This window comes from Thermomonas carbonis (assembly GCF_014396975.1).
GTDB lineage: Bacteria > Pseudomonadota > Gammaproteobacteria > Xanthomonadales > Xanthomonadaceae > Thermomonas > Thermomonas carbonis.
The window spans coordinates 1,481,158-1,505,056 of record NZ_CP060719.1 but is presented as its reverse complement, the minus strand read 5'-3'; the positions used below and the strand labels follow the sequence as shown (position 1 = coordinate 1,505,056).

The 23,899-nt window shown below is 68.1% G+C and carries 24 protein-coding genes; 12 read left to right on the top strand and 12 right to left on the bottom strand.

Annotation, left to right across the window (positions count from 1 at the left end):
* Positions 1 to 50 precede the first annotated feature (50 nt).
* The 6 genes from H9L16_RS06850 to H9L16_RS06825 all read left to right on the top strand — a co-directional run bounded on the left by H9L16_RS06850 (position 51) and on the right by H9L16_RS06825 (position 4,736).
* Positions 51 to 407 (top strand): hypothetical protein, encoded by a 357-nt coding sequence (locus H9L16_RS06850; protein WP_187553779.1) that lies wholly within the window; start codon positions 51 to 53, stop codon positions 405 to 407.
* 9 nt (positions 408 to 416) lie between these two features.
* On the top strand, positions 417 to 977 hold the full coding sequence (locus H9L16_RS06845; RefSeq protein WP_187553778.1) for a phage holin family protein: 561 nt from the start codon (positions 417 to 419) through the stop codon (positions 975 to 977).
* Positions 978 to 985: 8 nt separating this feature from the next.
* A complete protein-coding gene (locus tag H9L16_RS06840) occupies positions 986 to 1,390 on the top strand; it encodes a hypothetical protein (RefSeq protein ID WP_187553777.1) in 405 nt (134 codons plus the stop codon).
* Positions 1,391 to 1,422: 32 nt separating this feature from the next.
* Entirely contained in the window at positions 1,423 to 2,529 is a 1,107-nt protein-coding gene (locus H9L16_RS06835; protein WP_187553776.1) for an AI-2E family transporter, read from the top strand.
* 117 nt (positions 2,530 to 2,646) lie between these two features.
* Positions 2,647 to 3,360, top strand: coding sequence for an HAD family hydrolase (locus H9L16_RS06830; RefSeq protein WP_229796634.1), 714 nt, complete (start codon positions 2,647 to 2,649; stop codon positions 3,358 to 3,360).
* A complete protein-coding gene (locus H9L16_RS06825; RefSeq protein ID WP_187553774.1) occupies positions 3,357 to 4,736 on the top strand; it encodes a leucyl aminopeptidase family protein in 1,380 nt (459 codons plus the stop codon). Before H9L16_RS06830 ends, H9L16_RS06825 begins: the two co-directional genes overlap by 4 nt.
* Positions 4,737 to 4,740: 4 nt before the next feature.
* Here the strand turns inward: H9L16_RS06825 and H9L16_RS06820 are convergent, their stop codons facing one another.
* The 7 genes from H9L16_RS06820 to H9L16_RS06790 all read right to left on the bottom strand — a co-directional run bounded on the left by H9L16_RS06820 (position 4,741) and on the right by H9L16_RS06790 (position 9,722).
* Positions 4,741 to 5,322 carry a hypothetical protein gene (locus H9L16_RS06820; RefSeq protein WP_187553773.1) on the bottom strand — a complete coding sequence of 194 codons (582 nt, stop codon included), beginning with the start codon at positions 5,320 to 5,322 and terminating at the stop codon, positions 4,741 to 4,743.
* A gap of 19 nt (positions 5,323 to 5,341) precedes the next feature.
* Positions 5,342 to 5,770 carry a hypothetical protein gene (locus H9L16_RS06815; RefSeq protein ID WP_187553772.1) on the bottom strand — a complete coding sequence of 143 codons (429 nt, stop codon included), beginning with the start codon at positions 5,768 to 5,770 and terminating at the stop codon, positions 5,342 to 5,344.
* A 72-nt stretch (positions 5,771 to 5,842) separates the two neighbouring features.
* Entirely contained in the window at positions 5,843 to 6,445 is a 603-nt protein-coding gene (locus H9L16_RS06810) for a response regulator transcription factor (protein ID WP_187553771.1), read from the bottom strand.
* Positions 6,446 to 6,506: 61 nt separating this feature from the next.
* Complete coding sequence (locus H9L16_RS06805) at positions 6,507 to 7,718, bottom strand: sensor histidine kinase (protein ID WP_187553770.1); 1,212 nt, start codon at positions 7,716 to 7,718, stop codon at positions 6,507 to 6,509.
* 39 nt (positions 7,719 to 7,757) lie between these two features.
* Positions 7,758 to 8,522, bottom strand: a complete 765-nt coding sequence (locus tag H9L16_RS06800; protein WP_187553769.1) for an ABC transporter permease — start codon at positions 8,520 to 8,522, stop codon at positions 7,758 to 7,760.
* Entirely contained in the window at positions 8,522 to 9,451 is a 930-nt protein-coding gene (locus H9L16_RS06795; protein WP_187554088.1) for an ABC transporter ATP-binding protein, read from the bottom strand. The genes H9L16_RS06800 and H9L16_RS06795 overlap by 1 nt, the downstream gene beginning before the upstream one ends.
* Before the next feature lie 91 nt (positions 9,452 to 9,542).
* Positions 9,543 to 9,722, bottom strand: a complete 180-nt coding sequence (locus H9L16_RS06790) for a hypothetical protein (RefSeq protein ID WP_187553768.1) — start codon at positions 9,720 to 9,722, stop codon at positions 9,543 to 9,545.
* 30 nt (positions 9,723 to 9,752) lie between these two features.
* Between H9L16_RS06790 and H9L16_RS06785 the strand changes: the two genes are divergently transcribed.
* From H9L16_RS06785 to H9L16_RS06765, 5 genes are all read left to right on the top strand, one after another.
* Positions 9,753 to 10,988, top strand: a complete 1,236-nt coding sequence (locus H9L16_RS06785; protein ID WP_187553767.1) for an efflux RND transporter periplasmic adaptor subunit — start codon at positions 9,753 to 9,755, stop codon at positions 10,986 to 10,988.
* An 83-nt stretch (positions 10,989 to 11,071) separates the two neighbouring features.
* Positions 11,072 to 11,764 (top strand): ABC transporter ATP-binding protein, encoded by a 693-nt coding sequence (locus H9L16_RS06780; protein ID WP_187553766.1) that lies wholly within the window; start codon positions 11,072 to 11,074, stop codon positions 11,762 to 11,764.
* 21 nt (positions 11,765 to 11,785) lie between these two features.
* Entirely contained in the window at positions 11,786 to 12,952 is a 1,167-nt protein-coding gene (locus H9L16_RS06775) for an ABC transporter permease (RefSeq protein ID WP_187553765.1), read from the top strand.
* Between the two features lie 10 nt (positions 12,953 to 12,962).
* Positions 12,963 to 14,282, top strand: coding sequence for an ABC transporter permease (locus tag H9L16_RS06770; protein WP_187553764.1), 1,320 nt, complete (start codon positions 12,963 to 12,965; stop codon positions 14,280 to 14,282).
* Positions 14,283 to 14,417: 135 nt separating this feature from the next.
* Positions 14,418 to 15,515: an alpha/beta fold hydrolase gene (locus H9L16_RS06765; protein WP_187553763.1), complete on the top strand. Its 1,098-nt coding sequence runs from the start codon at positions 14,418 to 14,420 to the stop codon at positions 15,513 to 15,515.
* 24 nt (positions 15,516 to 15,539) lie between these two features.
* Here H9L16_RS06765 and rarD read toward each other — a convergent pair whose 3' ends face one another.
* Both rarD and yedA read right to left on the bottom strand, forming a co-directional pair.
* Positions 15,540 to 16,472, bottom strand: coding sequence for an EamA family transporter RarD (gene rarD, locus H9L16_RS06760; protein ID WP_187553762.1), 933 nt, complete (start codon positions 16,470 to 16,472; stop codon positions 15,540 to 15,542).
* A gap of 10 nt (positions 16,473 to 16,482) precedes the next feature.
* Positions 16,483 to 17,385 (bottom strand): drug/metabolite exporter YedA, encoded by a 903-nt coding sequence (gene yedA / locus H9L16_RS06755; RefSeq protein ID WP_187553761.1) that lies wholly within the window; start codon positions 17,383 to 17,385, stop codon positions 16,483 to 16,485.
* 68 nt (positions 17,386 to 17,453) lie between these two features.
* Between yedA and H9L16_RS06750 the strand changes: the two genes are divergently transcribed.
* On the top strand, positions 17,454 to 17,954 hold the full coding sequence (locus H9L16_RS06750) for an Lrp/AsnC family transcriptional regulator (RefSeq protein ID WP_187553760.1): 501 nt from the start codon (positions 17,454 to 17,456) through the stop codon (positions 17,952 to 17,954).
* A gap of 16 nt (positions 17,955 to 17,970) precedes the next feature.
* Here H9L16_RS06750 and H9L16_RS06745 read toward each other — a convergent pair whose 3' ends face one another.
* From H9L16_RS06745 to H9L16_RS06735, 3 genes are all read right to left on the bottom strand, one after another.
* A complete protein-coding gene (locus H9L16_RS06745) occupies positions 17,971 to 20,157 on the bottom strand; it encodes a carboxy terminal-processing peptidase (protein ID WP_187553759.1) in 2,187 nt (728 codons plus the stop codon).
* A gap of 332 nt (positions 20,158 to 20,489) precedes the next feature.
* Complete coding sequence (locus H9L16_RS06740) at positions 20,490 to 23,153, bottom strand: serine/threonine-protein kinase (protein WP_187553758.1); 2,664 nt, start codon at positions 23,151 to 23,153, stop codon at positions 20,490 to 20,492.
* Positions 23,150 to 23,713, bottom strand: a complete 564-nt coding sequence (locus H9L16_RS06735) for an ECF-type sigma factor (RefSeq protein WP_187553757.1) — start codon at positions 23,711 to 23,713, stop codon at positions 23,150 to 23,152. Before H9L16_RS06735 ends, H9L16_RS06740 begins: the two co-directional genes overlap by 4 nt.
* Positions 23,714 to 23,899: the final 186 nt, after the last annotated feature.

Below are 23,899 nucleotides of genomic sequence, written 5' to 3'. Positions count from 1 at the left end.
TTACAAGCTGCATTCCCCATTTCCACATGTTTCCCCACGAGGAGTTCCGGATGAGCAACAACACCGACGCGGTCAAATCCAATCTCGGCGAAGCCGGCTCTCACCTGAAGCAGGCGGCGGTTGCCGCCGGCGATGCGATCAAGGGCGCTGCCAGCGCGGCCGGCGGCGAAGTGCAGCTGGGCAAGGCGCAGATGAAGTCCGAACTGGCCGACGGCGCGCTGGCCGGGCTGAGCGCCGCCGAACACCTGGGCGGTGCGGCCGGTGAGCAGATGGACGCGCTGATGGACAAGGGCCGCGACCTCATCGACAGCGCTGCCGAGCTGATCCGCGAGCGTCCGCTGGCCGCCTTCGGCGTGGCCTTCGCTGCCGGCTGGATCATTTCCAAGCTCGGCCGCAGCGACAAGTAAGCCGCACGCATGCGCGCCGACGGCGACGCGCCACCGCCCGATCCTGCCGCCAAGCCGCAGGCCCCGCCCGATCTGGGCGAGGCTCTGCATGCGCTGGGCGCGGACAGCCGTGCCGGACTTAAGGCCGCCAGCGACAGCCTGAAGGCGCTGCGCATCCTGGTCGCCGCGGATTTTTCGCTCGCCCGCAGCGCGTTCGGCCGGGCACTGGCGTTCACCGGTGTGGCGATCGCCTTCGGCGCGTCTTCCTGGTTGTTGCTGATGGGGGCGCTGATCGCGGCGATGCAGGCGGCCGGGATTTCCTGGCTGGTCTCGTTGTTGATCGCGTCCGCATTGAGCATCGCCATCACCGTCGCCGCGGTGGTCGCGGCGATGCGCTACTTCGAACACACCCGGATGCAGGCCACGCGTCGCCAGTTCGCCCGCCTCGGTTTCGGCGAGTTGGCCGACCTGATGCCGAACCCGGGCAGCGCCGAGTCCAGCGTCGACGCCGCGCAACGCGTGGCCGAGGCGAATGCCACCGCCGGCAAGCCGATGAAGAAGGGGCTGGGCGTCGACGTGACCCCACCGTAGGAACCCAGATGAGCTTCCATGCATTGATCGCCAAGGTGGAACAGGCCGAACAGGCGCTAGAAGACCGCGAGCGCCGCACCAGCGCGCAATGGCAGCAGGTCAAGACGACCTGGCGGCAAAGCTGGACGCCGGGGCGGATCGTGATCGCCGGACTGGCCAGCGGTTTCCTGGTCGGCCGCACGCAACCGTTGAAGCTGGCTGGCAGCGGTGGCCTGCTCAACCTGGTCACCGCGCTGTCGGGCATGCTGGCCAGTGGCAGCGCACAGGCCGCGGCCGAGGATGCGGAACAGGCGGCGGATGCCGCGGGCAACGCCGCGGATGCCACCGGTGCGGTCGCGGACCGCAGTGCGGGCGTGGCACCTGTCAGCGATGACGAGATCGCCGCGATCGAACGGGCTGCGCGCGGCGGATGAGCGCGCCGCCGATAGACAACGCGGAAACGCAAATGGTGTCAGGGACCATTCCGGCCACACCGGAAATTGTCCCTGACAGCATTTCGCCCCCCACGCGCCCGCGCGCGTCGGCCTCGCTGGTGGTGCTGGCGGTGCTGGCGGTCGGCTACACCTTGTGGGCGACCCAGGACCTGATCCTGCCGGTGCTGCTGGCGATGTTCTTCGCCCTGGTCGGCAACCCGATCATCCGCGTGCTCCAGCGCATTCGCATCCCGCGCTTCCTGGCCGCGCTGGCGGTGCTGTGCAGCGGTATCGCGCTGGCGGTACTGCTTGGCCAGCAACTTGTGCAGCCGGCCGGCGAATGGATCCGCGAGGCCCCGCGCGAATTGCGCAGCCTGGCACCCAAGCTGCAGAAGCTGGCCAAACCGATGCAGGAGGCGAACAAGGCCGCCGAGAACATCGCCCGCGCCGCCGGTGGCGAGAACACCTCGCGGCCGGTGCAGGTGGTCAGGACCGAGGTCAATGATCCCTACCGCGTGCTCACCACCACGCCGATGCTGATCACGTCGATTCTGGCCGTGGTACTGCTGACGTTCTTCTTCATGGTCTATGGACAGGACCTGCAGCGGCACGCGATCGCGCTGTTGCCGGACCGGCAGAAAAAGAAGGTGACGGTCGGCATCCTGCAGGCGATCGAAACCGAAGTCAGTCGCTACGTGCTGACCATCAGCGTGATCAACGCGGTGGTCGGCCTGGTGTTTGCCGGCTGCCTGTATTTCTTCATGGATCTGCCGCTCGACGAGGCCTTGCTGTGGGGCACGATGGCGGCAATCCTCAATTTCGCTCCCTATGTCGGGCCGCTGATCGGCATCGTGTTGATGCTGCTGATGGGCTTCTCCAGCTTCGACGATCCGGTGCAGTCGTTGCTGCCGGCGACGATCTACCTGGGCCTGCACACGCTGGAAGGACAGATCGTGACGCCGATCGTGCTCGGCAAGCGGATGGCGCTGTCGCCGCTGATCCTGATCCTGGCGCTGATGGTGTTCGGCTGGATCTGGGGAATCATCGGCCTGCTGCTGGCGGTGCCGATGCTGGTCTGCGTCAAGATCGTGCTGACCCGGATCGAGGGCATGGAAGGCTGGGCGAAGCTGCTCGAATGAGGGATCGGCGAGCCAACCCCGGATGCGGCCTTCGGGCTACATGAGCTGAGACCGGCCATGCCGGCAAAGCGCGACCGCGATCACGCCTGTGGCGCGGGCGCGTCCTACAATGCGCCGGTGAAGTCTCCCATCCGTGCCGTCACCCTCGACCTCGACGATACCCTGTGGCCGTTCGCACCGATCGGCGAGCGCATCGAATGCGCCCTGCACGACTGGTTCGTCGCCCACAGCCCGCGTACCGCCGAGCGCTTCCCGATCAGCGAGATGCGCCATCTTCGCGAACGCGTGTTCGCGCAGTTCCCGGAGCATGCGCATGACCTGGGCTTGCTGCGGCGGCTGACCATCGAGCGCGCGCTGAAGGAAAGCGGCGACGACCCGGCACTCGCCACCGCCGCGTACGCGATCTTCTTCCGCGAACGCAACCGCGTGGATTTCTATGCCGATGCTGAAGCCGGCTTGCAGCGGATCGCCGCGCGCCTGCCGGTGGCGGGCCTGACCAATGGCAATGCCGATCTCGGCGCGGTCGGCATCGCCCCGTTGTTCGTGTTTTCGCTGAGCGCGCGCGAGTACGGCGCGGCCAAGCCGGATGCCGGCCTATTCCACGAAGCCTGCAAGCGGCTCGGCCTGCCGCCGCATCAAGTGCTGCATGTCGGCGACGATCCGCGCACCGACATCGCCGGTGCCGCCGCTGCCGGCCTGCAGACCTGCTGGATCGACCGCGGCGACCACACCTGGCCGGAGGCGCTTGCCCATGCCGACTTGCGCGTGACCACCCTCGGCGAACTTGCCGACGCGCTCGACGCCCACCTGCACAAGGAGCAGGCCGCATGACCCTGCCCGCCGGTTTCGCCATGGTCGATGCGGCGATGACGCCGCAGCCGCTGCACCTCGTCCACAAGGCCGCCTTCGCCTCCTGGCGCGATGCGCAGGTGCCGGCCGTGCAGGCCTGGCTGGCCGCGCAACGCTTCGACGGCAGTGCCGGCACCGCGCAAAGCTGGGCGGATGCGGAGGGCGCGATCGGCGGTGCGGTGATCGGCATCGGCGACGCGCTGGATCCGTACAGCTACGCGCATGCACCACTGGCGCTGCCGGGCGGCGACTGGCAGGTCGTCGGCGATGTCGATGACCTGACGCGCCAGGCATTGCATCTCGGCTGGGGCCTGGGCTGCTACCGCTTCGACCGTTACAAGAAAAACACCCGATTGCCCGCGCGCCTGGTCGACACCTTCGATGTCGAAACCCTCGACCTGCTGGCTGCCTGCGTACGCGTGCGCGACCTGGTCAACACCCCGACCGAACACATGGGGCCGGCCGATCTGGAAGCGTTGGCGCGCGAACTCGCGGCCACACATGGCGCGGCGCTGACGGTCACGACCGGCGACGATCTGCTCGCGCAGAATTATCCGGCCATCCACGCAGTCGGTCGCGCCTCGCATCGCCCGCCGCGCATCATCGAACTGAGCTGGGGCGATGCCTCGCATCCGCATGTCGCGATCTGCGGCAAGGGCGTGTGCTTCGACACCGGCGGCCTGGACCTGAAGACCGCGGTCGGCATGCGCAACATGAAGAAGGACATGGGCGGTGCCGCGCATGCGCTGGCGCTGGCGGAACTGATCATGGCGCGCAAGCTGCCGCTGGGTTTGACCGTGCTGGTGCCGGCGGTCGAGAACGCGGTCGGTCCCGATGCCTTCCGCCCCGGTGAAGTCGTTGCCACCCGCACCGGCGTGAGCGTGGAGATCGACAACACCGATGCCGAAGGGCGGATGGTCCTGTGCGACGCGTTGACCCGCGCCTGCGAGCTCAAGCCCGACCTGCTGCTCGACTTTGCCACCCTGACCGGTGCCGCGCGCATCGCGCTGGGTCCGGACCTGCCGGTGCTGTATGCGAATGACGAGTCGCTGGCCAACGACTGGCTGGCGGCCGGGAACACGACGCGCGATCCGTTGTGGCGGATGCCGCTGTGGCGGCCGTACCTGCGCTATCTCACCAGCGGCATTGCCGACCTCGCCAACGGCAGCGCCAGCACCATGGCCGGCAGCATCACCGCTGCGCTGTTCCTGGAGCGCTTCGTGACCGAAGGCCAGCGCTGGGCGCATGTCGATGTCTATTCGTGGAACGACAGCGACCGCGCCGGCAAGCCGGCCGGTGGTGAAGCGCAGGGCCTGCGCGCCTGTTACGCGATGCTCAAGGCGCGCGCCGCGGCCTGAGCGTTCAAGCCGCCGGGCAAGGTTCGGTGGATCGCTCGATCGTGTAGTGCTCGACGCCGTTGTCGCTCTGCGGCCCGATCGGCGTCATTACCGTTCCCACGCCCCAGCCCTTCATCCTGACCGGCGCGCTGCCGATCCATTCGACCGAGTAGGCCTCGCCGCCGCGCACACCGAAACCGCTCAGGTGGCCGTCGTACTTGTAGGTGCCGCCGTCCTTCGAGGTCGGGGTGAAATACACGGTCAGACCGCCACCCTTGAGCTGAAACGGCTTCTCGAAATCGCAGACGATCCCGGTGCCGTGCCAGTCATCGGCGCCGCCCTCGACCTTGTAGGCCACTGGCTTGGGTGGCGGCACGACCGCCACGATCCGTGCCGGCGACGTCGCGGGCGGCGTGTCCGTGGCGACCGGCGGCTCGGGCTTGGCGGGCGCGGGCTGGCCACGACCACAGGCCGCGAGCAGCAAGGCGCCTGTGGCGACGGCGATGAGCACACACGGGCGAACGACAGCGATCATCGGCAGGGTTCCATGGCATCCCGCAACGGGATTCTTTCCATCGAAGCGGAAAATGGCGAGGTTTGCGGCCATGCGCTGATCGTCTCGCGGCTCAGCGCAACCAGCCGCGCGACGCCGCCTTGCCCGCGTACCACCACAGGAACAGGCCGAACAAGCCGATGCACAGCGGCAGGATCGCGCCGCCGATGCCGGTGAGCGCCCACGTGGGCGTGATCGCGTAGATCGACCCGAACTGCACAAGGATGGCCAGCAGCGACAGCAGCAACACCGGCACCGCCCAGCGCCTGCCCAGCAGCAGGCCGAGCGAACCCAGCACGCCGCCGATGGTGGCGACGGCAAACGGCACGAAGATCCAGCGCGGCGTCGCCGCGGCGATCTGCTGCTGGGCTTCGGGCCAAGTGGCGACGACATCGGGTGTCGCGGTGACATGCAGGTAGAACGAGAGCAGGCCGAACAGGTTCCAGAGCAGGGCGACCACGGCGACCACCCGGAACGACATCGGACGTGGCACAGGATGCATGGTGATTCCCTTTCTGGATGTCGCCCGCAGCCTACGCCCGATGCACGCAGGCCGCATCCGGCGATGCAGCAGTCACAGCCAACCCTTCTGCCGCGCCAGCCGATACGCCTCGATGCGGTTGCCGACGCCGAGCTTGCCGATCGCCTCGGACAGGTAGTTGCGCACGGTGCCTTGCGAGAGATTGAGCTTGGCGGCGATCTCGCCCGCGCTCATGCCCTCGCCGGCCAGGCGCAGGGCCTGGCGTTCGCGGTCGTTGAGCGGGTCCGCTTCGCCCCAGGCTTCCAGCGCAAGGTTCGGGTCGATCGCGCGACCGCCGCGATGGACCTTGCGCAGGGCTTCGGCCAGGTCTTCGGCGGGTGCGTCCTTCAACAGGTAACCACAGACGCCGGCGTCCAGCGCGCGGCGCAGGAAACCCCCACGCGCGAAGGTGGTGACGATGACCACCTTGATCGGCAGCGCGTGGCGCTGGATCCGCTGCGCCAGTTCCAGGCCGGTCAGGCCGGGCATCTCGATGTCGGTGACCAGCAGGTCGGGCTTGAGCCGCTGCAGCTCGCGCCAGGCGGCTTCGCCATCGGCGGCGGCACCGAGCACCTCGATGTCGTCTTCCATGCCGAGCAGCGCGGACAGCGCGCCGCGCAGCATTGCCTGGTCCTCGGCCAGGAGGACGCGGATCATGCGAATGGAGGGGGCATCGACATGCGCGGGACGTTAGCAGATCGCCCGTGGCGACCAATCGCTACGACGCTTCGTCGATCCGGCCGTCGTCGAAAATGCCGTCGTCGATCGGATCATCGTTGGCCGCCAGCGGCACCCGCGCTTCGACCCGGGTGCCGCGACCGGGGCCGGCATCGATGCGCAGGCTGCCGTGCACGCCTTCCAGTCGCTCGCGCATGCCGACCAGTCCGTTGCCGGGGACGATCGCGCCGCCGCGGCCATCGTCGACGATGCGCAGCACCGCGTCGCCGCCGTCCATGCCGAAGCTGGCCTCGGCGCGTTGCGCGCGTGCGTGCCGCTGGATATTGGTGGCGGCCTCGCGCACGGTCATCGCCAGCGCGCTTTCCACGCCGGGCGGCAGCGCGTTGCCGGCGAAGCCGTCGTCGAAGCGATAGTCGAAGCTGACGCCGTCGGTTTCCAGCAGCAGCTTGGCCGCAGCGAGTTCGGCGGCGATGCCGGCGGCGCGGATCCCGGTCACCGCGCGACGCACTTGCGCCAGCGCCTCGCGGGCGACGCGACTGACTTCGCCGATCTCGTTGCGTGCGGCGGCAGGATCGCGATCCAGCAGGCGACCCGCAAGGTCCGACTTCAACGCCACCATCGACAGCGTGTGGCCGAGCAGGTCGTGCAGGTCGCGGCCGATGCGTTCGCGTTCGGCCAGCGCGGCCAGCCGGCGCACCTCGTCGTGCGAGAGCTTCAGCGCGACCTCGCGTTCGCGGTTGATGCGTTCGACCATCACGATCACGCCGATGATCGCGGTCACCGTCGGCATCCACACCAGCGCCTGCCACGGATAGCCGATGTATCGCGCGTAGCTGATCAGGACCACGTTCAGCACGGCGATCGTGCCGAGGTAGCGCAGGATCGAGCGCGAGCGCCGTGGCTGCAGCATCACGCAGCCGAACACGAAGTAGCTCAGGCCCGAGGGATACCAGGGCAGCAGGGCGAGGCATATCGCCACCATCGCCAGCGCCGCCAGGTGGGCGCGGCGCGGCGCAGCGAACACGCTGGTGACGTAGGCCCACAGGAACAGTGGGTACGAGAGCAGGGTCAGCCACAGCCATTGCCAGCTGAATCCGTACTCCCCGCCCGACAGCGCTGGGGTCAGGAACACCCAGACCGACCACACCAGGTGGATGAAGTTGGTCCACGGCGAACGCCCCAGGCGCAGTTCCTGCGCCGCCACCGAATCCGGCGCGGGTTGCAGCCAGCGCAGCTGGGAAAGACGCTTCACGGGTCGCTCCGGTGGCGGGCTGCGCGGATCATGGCACGCTCATTCCGCCGCGGACAGGCGGCGCTGCGCCAGCACGAAGAACAGCGCGGTGATGCCGAGAAGCACGGCCACGTGCATGCCGATCGGCTGGCCCATGTCGAAGCCGACCACTTTCAGCGCGAGCTGCCCCAGGTGATACGCCGGCCACACGGGTGCGATGGTGGAGAGAATGTCGGGCAGCATCGTCAGTGGCAGCCACAGGCCGGACAGGAAGGCCATCGGCAGGTACAGCATGTTCAGCAGCGCCGGTGCCGCGTTGCCGCCGACCAGCGAGCCCACGTACAGGCCGATCGCGCAGAACGGCAGCACGCCGAGCACGTTGATCACGAACAGGCGGATCCATTGCGATGGCTCCAGCACCACCCCGGCCACGGTCGCGGCGATCACCGCCAGCACCAGCGAGATGATCGCGGCGAACAGCATTGCCATCACCATCTTCGCCAGCAGCATCGCGCCGGGCGGCACCGGCAGCGCGCGCTTGAGCCGCAGCAGGCCTTTCTCGCGATCCACCGCGATGGTCACGCCGAAACCGAAGAGCCCCGCGCCGATCACCCCGAACGCACCGTACGTGGCGAGCAGATACTGCGACGCCCCGCCTGTGCCCTTGTCGAGGAGCACGCCGAACAACAGATAGAACAGCACCGGAAAACAGATCACCGGCAGGCAGAACGACGGCTCGCGAAGCATGCGCAGGAACTCGCACTTCGCTTCCTGCAGATAGCTGCGCCACGAGGAATACGTGGCGTGGTGGACGATGGCGTTCATCAGGCGGCTTCCTTTGCTTGCTCGACATCAGCCGAGTCGGCGTTGCGGGTGAGTTCGAGGAAGGCGTCGGCCAGGCCGGCGCGTTGCACTTCCAGTTCGTGCAGGTCCGGATCGGCATCGAACAAACGTCGCACCACCGGTTCGGCCGTCTCGGCGACGATGCGCAGGTACTCGCCATCGCGCACCGCCTCGCGCACGCCGGGCCAGCGCGCGGCCAGGGCAGCATCGATGCCGGTGATGCAACGCACGCGGCGTTGCGAGACATGCGCGCGGATCTCGCGCACGCTGCCTTCGGCGACCAGCTTGCCGCGATCGAGCACGACCACGCGGTCGGACAGCGCCTCGGCTTCTTCCAGATAATGGGTGGTCAGCAGCACGCCACTGCCCTGCGCGACCAGTTCGCGGATCGCCTGCCAGAGCTTCTGCCGGGCATCGATGTCGAGGCCGGTGGTGGGTTCGTCGAGGAACAGCAGGCGCGGCCGGCCGCACACCGCGATGGCGAACTGCACGCGCCGCTGCTGGCCGCCGGAGAGCTTGCCGTAGGGGCGATCCAGCAAGCCGTCCAGGCCGGCCAGCGCCACGCAGTCGGCGATGCTGCGCGCGTCCGGGTAATAGCTGCGCGCCTGCGTGAGCAACTCGCCGACGCGCAGGCGTTCCGGCAGGCCGGCGGTCTGCAGCATCACCCCGATCCGGCGGCGTGCGGCGAGCTCGCGCGGGTCGCGCCCGAACAATTGGACCGTGCCGCTGTCCGCGCGCAACAGGCCCAGCAGCAGGCCGATCGCGGTGGTCTTGCCGGCACCGTTGGCACCGAGCAGCGAGGTGACCTCACCTGCACGCAGCGACAGGTCCAACCCGTCCAGCGCACGCAGCTTGCCGTAGGCCTTGCCTGCCTGCTGCAAGCGCGCCAGTACCTCATCGTTGCCGTGCATCGCACATCTCCCCGTGGTCGATGGCGTGCATCCTCCGCGCAACATGCCCATGCCGGCAGTCGCGGCTTTCATGCAATCGACATGACAACCGTCAGGTGACCGCCATCGCCGCCAGCGCTAGCCTGCGTGCATCGGGAATGGCGCATGCATTCGCGACCACGGCGACCACCGCCTGCGCGCCGACATCGATATGTAAAGGAAACTTGACAGCAGGAATCGCTTGTCCGAAGGTGGCGACCATCACGCGGCACGCATCATTGCCGGCGTCCATCCCGGATCCCTCCTCTGCTTCGCATCGCCCATGACCAATTCAGCCGACCTGCTCAACTCCCTCAAGATCGACCGCAGCGCCCCGCCGCCGCCGACCTCCCGCAAGGGCCTGTGGATCGGCCTGGCCGCAGCCGGCGCAGTGGTGGTGCTGGGCGCGGCCGGCTGGTTCCTGTTCGGTCGCGACCAGGCGGTACCGGTGCAGACGGCGAGCGCGGTCTCGCTGAGTGCTGGCAGCGGCAGTGCCTCCGTGCTGGACGCCAGTGGCTACGTGGTGGCGCGACGAATGGCGACGGTCTCGTCGAAGATCACCGGGCGCGTGCGCGAGGTCCTGATCGAGGAAGGCCAGCGGGTCGAAGCCGGGCAGGTGATGGCAACGCTGGATCCGGTCGATGCCGATGCCCAGCGCGCCCTGTCCGCCTCGCAGCTGGCCGCCGCGCAGAGCCAGATCCTCGGCAGCCAGGCGCAGTTGAAGGAAGCCGAGGCAAACGCCGCACGGCTCGGCGCGCTGGTCGGCCAGAAGCTGGTCTCGCGCGCGCAGTTCGAACAGGCGGTGGCCCAGCGCGACGCACTCCGCGCGCAGGTGGCCACCGCGCAACGCAACGCGCAGGTCGCGCGCAACAGCCTGGCCATCGCCAGCAACGGCGTCGACAACACCATCGTGCGCGCGCCGTTCGCGGGCGTGGTGATCGCCAAGGCGGCGCAGCCCGGCGAGATCGTGTCGCCGCTGTCCGCCGGCGGCGGTTTCACCCGCACCGGTATCGGCACCATCGTCGACATGGATTCGCTGGAGGTCGAAGTGGACGTCGGCGAGGCCTACATCGGCCGGGTCCAGCCGAAGATGCCGGTGGAAGCCACCCTGAACTCCTACCCGGACTGGAAAATCCCCGCCGAGGTCATCGCGATCATCCCCACCGCCGACCGCGGCAAGGCCACGGTCAAGGTGCGGGTGGCGCTGAAGGCGCGCGACGCGCGCATCGTGCCGGACATGGGCGTGACCGTGAGCTTCCTGGAAAAGGCCACAGAGGCGAATGCCGAGCCGAAGCGCGGCGTGCGCGTCCCGGCCAGCGCGATCGTCCGGCGCGATGGCGGCGACGCCATCTTCGTGGTCGGCGGCGAGGACATCGTCGAGCTGCGCAAGGTGCAGGCCGGCGGCGCGCTCGGCGAACACCGCGAAGTGATCTCCGGCCTGGCACCGGGCGAAACCGTGGTGGTCGCGCCGCCCGCGGGATTGGTGGACGGCACTCCCGTGGCCACCGGCACCGACTGACCGCCATCCATCGAACTTGCGGGCAGCACCGCATCGCCGCCCATCCCAGAACCAACGACCCGACATCCATCGACGAGGCAGCCATGGCATCCCTGGTTTCGATCCACAACCTCACCAAGACCTACCAGCGCGGGCCCGAGAAAGTCGAGGTCCTGCACGGCATCGACCTGGACATCGCGGAGGGGGATTTCGTCGCGCTGATGGGCCCGTCGGGCTCCGGCAAGACCACCCTGCTCAACCTCATCGGCGGCCTGGATTCGCCTACGGCCGGCACCATCGAAGTGGCCGGCCAGCGCATCGACCAGCTCGGTGGGGGCCAGCTGGCGCACTGGCGCAGCCAGCACGTCGGCTACGTGTTCCAGTTCTACAACCTGATGCCGGCGCTGACCGCGCAGAAGAACGTCGAGCTGCCATTGCTGCTGACCCGCCTGTCCGGCGCGCAGCGCAAGCGCAACGCGCAGGTCGCGCTGCAGCTGGTGGGGCTGTCCGATCGCGTCAGCCACAAGCCCGCGGAGTTGTCCGGCGGCCAGCAGCAACGCGTGGCGATTGCCCGCGCGATCGTCTCCGACCCGACCCTGCTGATCTGCGACGAACCCACCGGCGACCTCGACCGCCAGTCCGCCGAGGACATCCTGGGCCTGCTGCAGACGCTCAACCGCGAGCATGGCAAGACCATCGTCATGGTCACCCACGACCCCAAGGCCGCCGAGTACGCCAGCCACACCCTGCACCTGGACAAGGGCACGCTGGTCGGCGAACACGCCGACCCGGCCTGAGGCCGGCCACGGGAGCATGCGATGAAATACTTCCACCTCATCTGGGCGGCGCTGTTCCGGCGCAAGACCCGCACCTTCCTGACCCTGGCCTCGATCCTGGCCGCGTTCCTGCTGTTCGGCATGCTGGACGGAATCCGCACCACGTTCGCGTCGCTCGGGCAGAACGCGGACGGCGCGCAGCGCCTGCAGACGTCGTCCCGGCTGTCGTTCATGGACAGCCTGCCGCAGTCGCTGGAAGCCCGCCTGCGCAAGGTCGACAACATCGAGGACGTGACCCACGCCAACTGGTTCGGCGGCGTCTACCAGAACCCGCGCAACCAGTTGTTCACCTTCGCGGTGGCAGACAACTACCTGGACCTGTACCCGGAGATCCACGTGGACCCGGCGCAAGTGCAGGCGTGGAAGGCCAACCGCACCGGCATCCTGGTGGGCGAGGCGATGATGAAGCGCTTCGGCTGGAAGGTCGGGCAGAAGATCCCGTTGCAGTCGAACATCTTCCCCAACAGCGACGGCACCCTGAACTGGTCGTTCGACATCGTCGGCACGCTCACCCCGAAGGACAAGAAGCAGGCCGGTTTCTTCGATGCGCTGATCCTGATGCACTACAAGTACTTCGAGGAATCCACGCCCTACGTGGACGGTGACGTGGGCTGGTACATCAGCCGCGTGTCCGACGTGAACCGCAGCGACGCCGCCGCCAAGGCCATCGACGCGCTGTCGATGAATTCGCCGCACGAAACCAAGACCATGAACGAGCAGGCGGCCTTCGCCTCCCAGCTCAAGCAGATGGCCGACATCGGGCTGATCGTGGGTTCCATCATGGGCGCGGTGTTCTTCACCCTGTTGTTGCTCACCGGCAACACCATGGCGCAGGCAGTGCGCGAACGCACGTCGGAGCTGGCGGTGCTCAAGACCATCGGCTTCAGCAGCACCAGCGTACTGGGCATGGTCCTCGCCGAATCGGTGGTACTGGTGCTGATCGGCGGCGTACTCGGCCTGGCGCTGGCGACGGTGCTGGCCCCCATCGTGGGTGCCGCCAGCAACGGTGCCATCAACCTGCCGGCGATCGGTTGGCGCAGCTGGTCGCTGGGCCTCGCTTTGATGGTCGCGATCGGCCTGCTGGTCGGCGCGCTGCCCGCGATCCGCGCCATGCGCCTGAACATCGTCGATGCCCTCGCGGGCCGTTGAGGGGAACGACATGAAGAAGATGAAGTCACTGTTGCGCGGCTTCGGCCTGGCCCTGCTGTTGGCCGCACTCCTGGCCGCGTGGATCGTGTTGCCGTGGCCGGCGCTGCTCGGCGCGGTCGCGCTGTTCGCCCTGTGGATGGCATTCACCCGCAGTGGCCGGCAGGCGGCCTCCGTCACCCAGGTCGGCATCAGCACCCTGTCGCAGCGCATCGGCGCTTCGTCGGTGGTGGTCATCGGCATCGCCGGCGTGGTGGGCGTGCTGGTGGCGCTGCTGGCGATGGGCGAAGGCTACCGGCAAACGGTGAGCGCCAGCGGCAGCGAGGACACCGCCATCGTGCTGCGCGGTGGCTCGTCGGCCGAACTGGGGTCGGTGCTGTCGCGCGAGCAGATCGATGCGATCAGCCGCGCGCCGCAGATCGCGCGCGATGGCGAAGGCAGGCCGCTCGCATCCGCGGAGCTGCTGGTGGCCGCCACCGTTCCGCTGAAGGACAGCAAGGACGACGGCAACGTCAGCCTGCGCGGCGTGGGCGACATGGCCTTCGCGGTACGCCCCGGCCTGAAGCTGGTCGAAGGGCGCACCTTCCAGCCCGGACGCCGCGAACTCGTGGTGGGGACCGGCGCGCAGCGGCAGTTCGCCGGGCTGGCGGTCGGCAAGCAGGTACGGTTGGGCAACCAGGCGTGGACGGTCGTCGGCATCTTCGATTCCAGGGACGCCACGGCGTCGGAAATGTGGGCCGATGCCGAGGTGGTATCGGCAACCTACCGACGCGGCAGCAGCCGTGCGTCGATGTACGCGAAGCTCGTGGGCGCGAAGGAATTCAACGCATTCAAGGCGACCCTGGCGGCGGATCCGCGCCTGCAGGTCGAAGCCGATACCACGCTGAGTTATTTCAGCAAGCAATCCGAAGCGCTGACCAAGGTGCTGCGCATCATCGGCATCGTGGTGGGTTCGATCATGGCGATCGGCGCGGTGTTCGGTGCGCTCAACACCATGTTCGCCACCGTCGCCTCGCGCGCGCGCGAGATCGCGACGCTGCGAGCGATCGGTTTCCGCGGCGTGCCGGTGGTGATCGCGGTGATGCTGGAAACGATGCTGCTGGCCCTGCTCGGCGGCTTGCTCGGCGGGCTGGTCGCCTGGCTGGTGTTCAATGGCTATACCGCCTCGACGCTGGCCGGCGGCACGTCGCAGCTCAGCTTCGAATTCAAGGTCAGCCCCGCGCTGCTGTGGGAAGGACTGAAGTGGGCGCTGGCGATCGGCTTCATTGGCGGCCTGTTCCCCGCCCTCCGCGCGGCCAGCCTGCCGGTGACCGACGCCCTGCGCGGCGCCTGAACGACGCGCCGCCGCGATGACAGGCGGCACAGGCTGAATGCCTGCTGCCTGTCATCGCACTGTCACGCGAATGCGGTAGATGCGCGGGCCGGCGACCCATACGCTGCGCGACCCCCTGCCGTCTGGATCGCGCCCATGCGTCGCGCATTGCTCCTCCTCTGCGCCTGCCTGTTGCTGGCCGGCTTCGCCTGGCCGGACGCCGCCGACATGCTCGGCAAGCGCCTGGTCGCGCCCGGCGGCACTTCGCCGATCCTGCCGACCGCACGCATCGACCAGGCAGTGGCGCGACTGCCGCATCGGCAAGGCTTCGTGGTCACGTCCGCGGGCGTGCCGCTGTTCTGGCGTGCGTTCGATCCGGGCGACTACGTGCTGGACTACGCTTACCGTCCCGACGGCACGCAACACGGGCGCATGCAGTTCGATCTCGACTTCGCCATCCCGCGCGCCACCCCGATGGCACCGCGCGGCACGGTGGTCTTGCTGCATGGCTGGATGATGGATGGCGGCTCGCTGCTGCCATGGTCGCTGCAACTCGCGCAGGCCGGCTATCGCACGATCAGCCTGGACCTGCGCAACCACGGGCGTTCCGGTACAGCACTTTCGGGCTACGGCCTGCGCGAAGCGCGCGACGTGGCCGATGCGATCACGGCGCTGCGCGCGCGTGGCGAGGTGGTCGGCCCGCTGCACCTGATGGGCGTGTCCTACGGCGCCGCGACCGCGATCTTCAGCGCGCGCGAACTCGGTGCGCAGGTGGACAACGTCATCGCCATCGAATCGTTCGACAACGCCGGTAGCGCGATCCGCGACATGGTCCCGCACATGTTGTCGAAGCCGCCGGAAACGCTCGCCCAGCAGCTCACCCACCGCATGCTGCGCATGCAACTGGACGATGCCGCGCTGGAGCGGGCGATTGCGCATGCCGGCGATACCCTGCAATTGCCGCTGGACCAGATCGACGTAAGTGCGGCGCTCGCGCAGGTGCCGGCGTGCGTACTGTTGCTGCATGGCCGCGAGGACCAGCACGTACCGGTCGCGCATGGTCGCGCGCTGGCCGCCGCCGCGCCGCGCGCGCACTACATCGAAGTGGCTGGCGAAGACCACATCAGTCTGCCGATGCGCCTGGACCTGCTGGCACCGACGGTGATCGACTGGCTGGACAACGCAACGCCTGCACGCAATTTCTGCCCGGAACCGCTGGCGTTGTCACAACCGCGGCGTCCACACCACGTCTGATTGCGGCGTGATCGATGCCGCGCCTCAGGCGATGGCGGGTTTTGTGCGCCGCGAACGCAGCAGGCCCTCGGCCGCATACAGCGCCAGCGCGAGCCAGATGAAGCCGAAGCCGATCGCGCGTTCCTGACCGAACGGCTCGTGCAGCACCAGCACGCCGACCAGCAGCTGCAGGGTCGGCGAGATGTACTGCAGCAGTCCCACCAGCGAATAGGGAATGCGCTGCACCGCGGCGGCAAAGCCGATCAGCGGCAGCGAGGTCAGCACGCCGCCGAACACCAGCAGGCCCAGTACGCTCCAGCCCCAACTCGGTGCAGCGGCATGCGGCAACAGTTGACCTTGGCCGCTCGCCTCGCTCCACAGCAGGAAGGCGAGCGCAGGCAACAGCAGCCACAGGCTTTCCACGCCCAGGCCACGCACCGGCGGCACGCCCAGCAGCTTGCGCACCAGGCCATAGATGCCGAACGACGCGGCCAGCGCCAATGCGATCCACGGGAAGCTGCCGTAGCTCACGGTCAGCCACAGCACGCCGATGGCGGCGATCCCCACCGACAGCCACTGCACCCGGTTGAGCCGCTCCTTCAGCACCACCACGCCCAGCATCACGCTGAGCAGCGGATTGATGAAGTAGCCGAGGGCGGACTCCACCACGTGGCCGGCATTCACCGCCCAGATGTAAAGCCCCCAGTTGAACGCGATCAGCGCACCGCTCAGGGCCAGCAGCGGCGCCGCATGCGGCCGCGACAACGTTTCCCGCACCCAGCCACGGCCGTACTTGAAGCCCAGCCAGCCGCAGACCAGCAGCGCGCTCCAGACCACCCGGTGGGCCATGATCTGCATCGCCGGGACCACCTTCAGCAGATGCCAGTACAGCGGCATCAGGCCCCAGGCGACGTACGCCGCAATCGCGATCCACACGCCGCGCCGATCCAGCGGGCCTGCACCAACGGCCGCGCTCATGCCGCGACGCTCATCGCGATGCCGCCTTGAACGCCTTGGCGAAGGTGATCGCGACCACGCCAAGCAGGATCACGCCCATCGCCACCAGTTCGTGCGTGCCGAAGCGCTCGCCCGCGAGCCATGCGCCAAGCAGGACCGCGATCGCCGGATTGACATAGGCATAGCTGCCGGCCAGCGCGGGGCGCACGTGGTGCAGCAGCCAGATGTAGGCGGTGAATCCGATCCACGAGCCAAACACGATCAGGTACGCGAATGCACCCAGCGCATGCGGCGTCGGCAACGCCTGCATGCGCTCGCCGCTCAGCAGGCCGACGACGATCATCGCCACGCCACCGCAAAGCATCTGCGCTGCGGCATTCATGAACGGTGGCGCGAGATCGCGACCGCGGCTCCAGATCGAGCCGAACGACCACGCCAGCGTGGCCACCAGCAAGGCCAGCATTCCCATAGGGGTCGCCGACAGGCTGCTGCCGGCATTGAGCCAGAGCACGCCGATGAAGCCGATGCCCAGGCCCACCCACTCGCCACGGGTCGGGCGATCGCCGCGCATCGCCGCGAAGATGCCCATCCACAACGGTGCCGAAGCCACCGCCACCGCGGCCATGCCGGACGACACCGTCTGCTCGGCCAGGTTGACCATGCCGTTGCCCAGCAACATCAGCAGGATTCCCAGCACGACCGCGTTGCCCCATTGCGCGCGGGTCGGTGCGGGCATGCCGCGCCAACGCAGCAAGGCGTACATCAGCGCGCCGGCGATGGTGAAGCGGATGCCGCCGAGCAGGAACGGCGGGAAGCCGCCCTCCAGCGCGAAGCGGATGGCGAGATAGGTGGACCCCCAGATGACGTAGACCGCGGCGAGCGCAAGCGCGATCCGTCCGCCGGTGGGGGTGGCGGCCGAAGAGGTGGTGTGCATGCGCTCAGGCTAGCGCCGAGCCGTGGACGCGGTTTGAAAATTCATGCGCGGTGGCGCAATATTTTTGCGTGACTGTTTCCGTCGTCCTGGATGCCTTCGACCACCGCCTGCTGGAGCTCCTGCAGGACGATGCCGGGCGCACGCTCACCGCCCTCGGCGAGGCCGTCGGCCTCTCGCCCAGCGCGGTACAACGGCGCATCAAGCGATACCGCGCGCATGGGTTGTTGCGGCAGGTCGCGGTGCTGGATGCCGAAGCGTTCCCGGCGGTGGTGCTCGCTGCGGTCTGGGTGACGATGGAGCGCGAATCGGTCCGCCAGCTCAATGCGTTCTACACGCGCATGCGCGCCACCCCGGAAGTGCAGCAGTGCTACCAGCTGGCCGGCGAGTGGGATTACCTGGTGATCATGGCGACCACCAGCATGGCCGCCTATCGCGAGACCGCGGAGCGGCTCTTCAAGAGCGACGGCAACATCAAGCGCTACGAAACCCGGCTGGTGTTCGACACCGTCAAGCGCGGCCTGCAGCTACCGACGCTAGCGCCCGCCGCGAAGGGCCGGCGCAAGCGCTGAGCGTTGGTCGATCCGATCAGTCGACCCAGTGGCCCTGGGTACGCGCTTCCGGCAGCACCTGCGATGCCAGCTTCGCGTCCTTGCCGAGCAGGCCGATCGCATCACCCAGGATCGCCGCGGATTCGCGCAGCAGCGGGTCGGTGACCTTCTTCGCCGCTTCCTCGCGCGCGACCGATTCGGCCACGTTGCGTTCGTCGGCCTGCAGGCCATCGTCGGAGCGACCTTCCAGCAACGGATCCAGCGCGATGCCGAGCTTCTTGCGTTCCTCGATGCGCTGCTTGCGCTTGGCGTCGAAGCTGTCGCGCTCGGCGCGGCGCTCGGCCTCGTTGAGCGAGATCGACTTCTTCGCCTGCTCCTCGCGGAAGGTGCGCACGTCCTCGACCCACCACTGGAATTCGACGTCCTTGGCCGACCGCGCGTCATGGCGCGCATCCAGCTGGCCCAGCAACGGCGCGAAATTGCCGTACTGCACATGCGGCACCGCGGCGATCCGCGTCCACGGCAGCGCGTTGTCGTAGGTGCTCTCGCCGTATTCGCTGGCGTCCACGCTGGTCGGGAAGCTCACGTCCGGCACCACGCCCTTGTTCTGGGTACTGCTGCCACCGGGGCGGAAGAACTGGGCGATGGTCAGCTTGACCTGGCCGAAACGCGGCTCCTCGTTGGCGGGCCAGCGATCCAGGTCGACCATGTTCTGCACGGTGCCCTTGCCGAAGCTGGTTTCGCCGATGATCAGGCCGCGGCCGTAATCCTGGATCGCACCGGCCACGATTTCCGAAGCCGATGCGGAACCGCGATTCACCAGCACCGCCAGCGGCCCGTCCCAGGCCACGCCGGTCTTGCGGTCCTCGTCCACGCTGACGCGGCCACCGGATTCGCGCACCTGCACAACGGGGCCCTTGTCGATGAACAGGCCGGTGAGTTCGACCGCTTCGCTCAACGAGCCACCGCCGTTGCCGCGCAGGTCCAGCACCACGCCATCCATCTTCTGCGTGCGGAACTCGCCGAGCATGCGCTCGACATCCTTGCTCGCCGACGCGTAGGTGTCGTCGTTGCGGCGGCGCGCCTCGAAGTCCTGGTAGAAACCCGGCAGCTTGATCACGCCGATGCGGCGCGCCGGTTGGCCATCGGCAGCCGGCAGGGTGATCGTTTCGGCCTTGGCACGCGCGTCCTCCAGGCGGACCTTGGCGCGGGTCAGCACCACCCGCGCCGGCTTGGCGTCCATCGGTGCCTCGGCCGAAACGATGTCCAGCCGCACCTGTGTATTGGCAGTGCCGCGGATCAGCTCGACCGCGTCATCGGTACGCCAGCCGATCACGTCCTTCATCTCGCCGGAGGTTCCCTGGCCCACGCCGACGATGCGATCACCCGGCTTCAGCTTGCCGCTCATCATCGCCGGGCCACCGGGCACCAGTTCGCGGATCACGATCACGTCGTCCTGCTTGAACAGCACCGCGCCGATCCCCTCCAGCGAATTGGAGATGGTCATGGTGAAGTTGGCCGCGCTGCGCGGGGTCAGGTAATCGGTATGCGGGTCGATCGCGCCGGCATAGGCGTTGAGGAAGGTCTGGAAGACTTCCTCGCCCTTCAGTTCATCCACGCTGGACAGCAGGTTCGCGTAACGCTTGTCGAGGGTCTTGCGGATCTCGTCTGGCTGCTTGCCGGCCAGCTTCAGGCGCAACCAGTCATTGCGTACCGACTTGGTCCACAGCGCGTTCAGCTCGGCATCGTCGGCGGCCCACGGCGCGTCCTCACGATCGTATTCGTAGCGCTCGTCGCCGCTGAAGTCGAACTCGCCCTTGAGCACTTTTCGCGCATGGCCGATGCGCTGATCCACGCGCTGGCGGTAAAGCGCGAAGATCGCCCAGCCCGGTTCGACCTGGCCGCCCTTGATCGCATCGTCCAGTGTCGTCGAGTAGCGATTGAAACTGGCGACGTCCTGCGCGGTCAGGAACACCTTGCCCGGGTCCAGCGACTCCAGGTAACGCTTCAGCACATCCTTCGACATCGCATCGTCGAGCGCACGCGGGCGGTACGCATAGCGGCTGTCGGAAAGCAGTCCGTACACCAGGCGCGAGGTGGTGGCCTGGTCGGCGGTGGGCGCGGACGGCAGCGAGGTGATGTCGGCCGAACGCGCAAGCAGAGCCAGCGGAGCGGCAAGTGCAAGGCCAAGGGACAGGGCGAGCAGGGTGCGATTGGATGTCATTCGTGGGTTCCGCGGCGTGGGGAGCCGTCGTTGCAGGATGCGCTGGACTGCGACCGCGGCACAGTGCCGGAAGTTCGGCCCGCCGCGGCTCGTCCCCACTGTAGCGGGCCTGCGCGAGGGTGTGTGAACGGATTCGGGACGCTGTGGATCGCTGGCGGGTGACCGATCTTCACGAGCGTGTCCGGGCTCAGCGGCGAGACCGCGGGTATTTGCTCCGCGGCTCGAAATGCCGCTTCGCAAACACCCCGCCGTCTCGCCGCCTTGGCCAACACCTGTGTGATCGGGAGATCAGGCGATGTCGTGGTCGTGCTTGCCGGCAGGCTTCCAACGCCTCAGGAACGCTGCCCCGTCTTGCGCGCCTGCCAAGCCTCCAGGAGCTGCTGCGCCTTGCGGGTGCGGCCGTCATCGTCGCCGAACTGGCGACTGAAGTTGGCAAGGCTGGCGCGCAGGAGTGGTTCGGCTTCGTCCAGGCGGCCGGCCTGGGTCAGGGTCTGCCCCAGCACCGCGATGTAGATCGAGGTCTGCCAGTGGTCGGCCGGCAGGATGCGCCTGGCCAGGTCGACGTTCTGCCGCTGGATGTCGATCGAACGTTCGCGTTGGCCCACATCGCGCAACGCCATCGCCAGGTTGTGCGACAGCACCAGCGTGTCCGGGTGACTGTCTCCCAGCGCGCGACGCTCGGCGGCGAGCGCGCGTTCGAAATAGGGAATCGCCTCGGCATCGCGATCCGTGCTGCCGAGCAGCATCGCCAGGTTGTTCAGCGAGGTGCGGGTGGCCATGGCGTCGTCGCCGTAGCGGCGTTCGCGGACCGCCAGGACTTCGCGGAAGCCGGCCTCGGCCTCGTCGAAGCGCTTCCCGAACTGATGGCTGGTCGCCAGTTCGTTGATGGCGCGCTGGGTCTCGATGTGTTCGATGCCGAGTTGCTTGCGCGCCCGTTGCACCGCCGGCTGCAGCAATGCATTGGCATCGTCGAAGCGCTTCAGTCGCACCAGCACCCGACCGAGGTCGACGGCCGGACCCAGCATTTCCGGACTCTCGATGCCGAACGCAGTTGCATAGATCTCGTACACGCGGCGGTAGCGCTGTTCGGCGCGCGCTTCCTCGCCCAGGTCCAGGTCGACGCTGGCGGCTTGCCGGAGCATGTCGAGCGTCCCCGCATGGGTTTCGCCCAGCACGCGCGCGGTCTCGGCGATCAGCGGTGCGTAGGCATCGCCTGCCGCTTCCAGCTTGCCGCGCTTGTAGTCCATCTGCGCCAGCCAGCCGCGCAGGTCGAACTGCGTGGCCACGTCGGGTGCGGCCGATGCGCGTTCGGCGGCCAGTGCCGCGGCGAACACGGCATGCGCCTCCTCCCATTTGTCCTGCTTGGCCAGCGCGATGCCGAGCATGGTCTGCGCGCGCTGTCGGCGTTGCCGCTCGCCCGCATCGGCGGACAGCAACGTCAGCGCCGCGCGAAGCTGCTTTTCGGCTGCGGGGAAGTCGTCCAGGCCGAGGTATGCCGCAGCCAGGCTGGTACGCAAGACGGCCTGGATGTCCGGCGCTTTGGCGAAGCGCTGCATCGGTTGGCCAGAGGCGCGATCCAGCAGCTCGTGTGCGCGGATGTCCGGCTCGCCGCTGGCGTAAGGATCGGCATGGCGGAACAGGTCGTCGGTCAGGAAGCGGGTGACCGCGTCCGAGCGCGCGGCTTCGCGTTCGGCGTGCTTGCGTTGCTGGTCCGCGATGCGCGCCTGTTCGCGTGCCTCGCTCGCCTGCCACAGCGCCACGCCGGTGCCGGCGAACAACGCAAGGGCCACGATGCCCGCCGATGCCGCCAATGCGCGGCTGCGGCGCAGCCAGAGTCGCGCGCGTTCGCCACGCGACAACGGCACTGCGGCAATCGGCCGATCGTCCAGCCACGCGCGCAGGTCGTTGCCCAACGCATCGGCAGAGGCATAGCGCGCGTCCGGATCGCGGCGCAGGCAGGCCTGCACGATGGCCGCCAGGTTGCCGCGCAGCGCCTTCGTCAGTGCCGTCGGCGTTAGTCCGCCACGTTGCGCGGCCAGCTCCGGACTGGCTTGCGCGGCCGCGCGGGTCAACGGCTCCGGTTCGCGTTCCAGTTGCTGCAACTGTTTGGCCAGCGGGGTATCGCGGGTCAGTCCGAACGGATGCGCGCCGGACAACAGGCGATGCAGCACGATGCCGAGCTGCCAGATGTCGGTGGCGGTGGTGATCGGTGCGTCGTGCAACTGTTCCGGCGAGGCGTATTCGAAGGTCAGGGCGCGGTCGCTGGTGCGGGTCAGCTCGGCGCCTTCCAGTTGCTTGGCGATCCCGAAATCCAGCAGCTTGACGCGGCCGCTCGTATCCACCAGCAGGTTGGAGGGCTTCAAGTCGCGATGCACCACCAGGTTGCGATGCGCGTAACGCACGGCGTCCAGCACTTGCAGGAACAGCATCGCGCGTTCGCGCAGGCCAAGGCCTTGCCCGTCGCACCAGCGGTCCAGCGGCATGCCGTCGACCAGCTCCATCACGAAATACGGTTCGCCTTCGGCGCTGATGCCGCCATCGAGGAGGGTGGCGATGTTGGTGTGCTGCAAGCCGGCCAGGATTTGCCGTTCGCGCAGGAAGCGTTCGCGCGCGGCGGGGGAATCCGCGCTGGTCCGGATCAGCTTCAGCGCCGCCCGTTGCGCATACGCGCCGTCGCTGCGTTCGACCCGGTACACCGCGCCCATCCCGCCGCGGCCGAGGACATCGAGCACGCGCCATGCGCCGATGCTGCGGCCGAGCATCGGATCGTCCTGATGGGTGTCGCCGCCCAGCACATGGTTCCAGCCGGCCGCCGCGGCGAACGGATCGCCGGTGTTGCGGTCCCCTGCCAGCAGCGCATCCACCTGCATCCGCAGTGCGGCATCGTTGGCGCAGGCTTCGGTCAGGAAACGTTCGCGTTGATCGCCGTGCTGCTCGACCGCCGCCTCGAACACCTCGAACGCACGACGCGCGCGCCCGATCGCGTCGTCATTCACGCCGACATTTCCGCGAACAGGAAGGCGCGCGCCTTGCGCCAGTCGCGGCTCAGGGTGCTTCCGCTGATGCCCAGCATGTCGGCGATCTCGGGTTCGGAATAGCCGCCGAAATAACGCAACTCCACGATCTGCGCGGCGCGGGGATCGATCCGTTGCAGGCCTTCGAGCATCCCTTCGAGCGTCAGCACATCGACCACCGCGGCGGCCTCCGCGCCCAGGTTGGCGGTGAGCGTCAACGCTGCTTCGCCGCCGTCACGTTTCTGCGCCTGCGCGTGACGGGCGTGATCCACCAGCACCTGTCGCATCGCCCGCGCCGACAACGCCAGCAGATGGTTGCGATCCACCGCCACCAATTGCACGCCGCCGGCCAGCTTCAGATAGGCCTCATGCACCAGCACGGTGGTGTCCACCGCGTCACGGGTACGCCGCAACTGCGCGCGCGCGGCGCGTTTGAGCTCCTCGTACACGGCATCGAACATGGCATCCATCGCCGCCGCGTCGCCTGCGCGCGCGCGCGCCAGCAGGACGGTGACCGAAGTCTCGGGCATGGAGTGGGCCATTTGCGGGGAATTCCGTACGTGGAGGAAACATCTGACGTGTTTCGTCCCCGAGTTTCGCATACGCGCGGAGACGGCCTGCAATCGGCCCGCTGGTGTGTTTCGCGCGGCATGACAAGGTTCCGCCCCGGCTTGCGCATAGGGAAGACATGGCCGGCATTTCGCCCGCCTTTCGACCCAGGAATCTTC

Excerpts from the sequence above, each read along its gene's own strand:
- H9L16_RS06745 (WP_187553759.1), bottom strand. The coding sequence starts at position 20,157 with ATGACATCCAATCGCACCCTGCTCGCCCTGTCCCTTGGCCTTGCACTT.
- yedA (WP_187553761.1), bottom strand. The coding sequence starts at position 17,385 with ATGCACACCACCTCTTCGGCCGCCACCCCCACCGGCGGACGGATCGCG.
- H9L16_RS06770 (WP_187553764.1), top strand. The coding sequence starts at position 12,963 with ATGAAGAAGATGAAGTCACTGTTGCGCGGCTTCGGCCTGGCCCTGCTG.
- H9L16_RS06735 (WP_187553757.1), bottom strand. The coding sequence starts at position 23,713 with ATGGCCCACTCCATGCCCGAGACTTCGGTCACCGTCCTGCTGGCGCGC.
- H9L16_RS06850 (WP_187553779.1), top strand. The coding sequence starts at position 51 with ATGAGCAACAACACCGACGCGGTCAAATCCAATCTCGGCGAAGCCGGC.
- H9L16_RS06765 (WP_187553763.1), top strand. The coding sequence starts at position 14,418 with ATGCGTCGCGCATTGCTCCTCCTCTGCGCCTGCCTGTTGCTGGCCGGC.
- H9L16_RS06810 (WP_187553771.1), bottom strand. The coding sequence starts at position 6,445 with ATGATCCGCGTCCTCCTGGCCGAGGACCAGGCAATGCTGCGCGGCGCG.
- H9L16_RS06840 (WP_187553777.1), top strand. The coding sequence starts at position 986 with ATGAGCTTCCATGCATTGATCGCCAAGGTGGAACAGGCCGAACAGGCG.
- rarD (WP_187553762.1), bottom strand. The coding sequence starts at position 16,472 with ATGAGCGCGGCCGTTGGTGCAGGCCCGCTGGATCGGCGCGGCGTGTGG.
- H9L16_RS06815 (WP_187553772.1), bottom strand. The coding sequence starts at position 5,770 with ATGCATCCTGTGCCACGTCCGATGTCGTTCCGGGTGGTCGCCGTGGTC.
- H9L16_RS06795 (WP_187554088.1), bottom strand. The coding sequence starts at position 9,451 with ATGCACGGCAACGATGAGGTACTGGCGCGCTTGCAGCAGGCAGGCAAG.
- H9L16_RS06780 (WP_187553766.1), top strand. The coding sequence starts at position 11,072 with ATGGCATCCCTGGTTTCGATCCACAACCTCACCAAGACCTACCAGCGC.
- H9L16_RS06825 (WP_187553774.1), top strand. The coding sequence starts at position 3,357 with ATGACCCTGCCCGCCGGTTTCGCCATGGTCGATGCGGCGATGACGCCG.
- H9L16_RS06835 (WP_187553776.1), top strand. The coding sequence starts at position 1,423 with ATGGTGTCAGGGACCATTCCGGCCACACCGGAAATTGTCCCTGACAGC.
- H9L16_RS06790 (WP_187553768.1), bottom strand. The coding sequence starts at position 9,722 with ATGGACGCCGGCAATGATGCGTGCCGCGTGATGGTCGCCACCTTCGGA.
- H9L16_RS06845 (WP_187553778.1), top strand. The coding sequence starts at position 417 with ATGCGCGCCGACGGCGACGCGCCACCGCCCGATCCTGCCGCCAAGCCG.
- H9L16_RS06775 (WP_187553765.1), top strand. The coding sequence starts at position 11,786 with ATGAAATACTTCCACCTCATCTGGGCGGCGCTGTTCCGGCGCAAGACC.
- H9L16_RS06800 (WP_187553769.1), bottom strand. The coding sequence starts at position 8,522 with ATGAACGCCATCGTCCACCACGCCACGTATTCCTCGTGGCGCAGCTAT.
- H9L16_RS06785 (WP_187553767.1), top strand. The coding sequence starts at position 9,753 with ATGACCAATTCAGCCGACCTGCTCAACTCCCTCAAGATCGACCGCAGC.
- H9L16_RS06820 (WP_187553773.1), bottom strand. The coding sequence starts at position 5,322 with ATGGCCGCAAACCTCGCCATTTTCCGCTTCGATGGAAAGAATCCCGTT.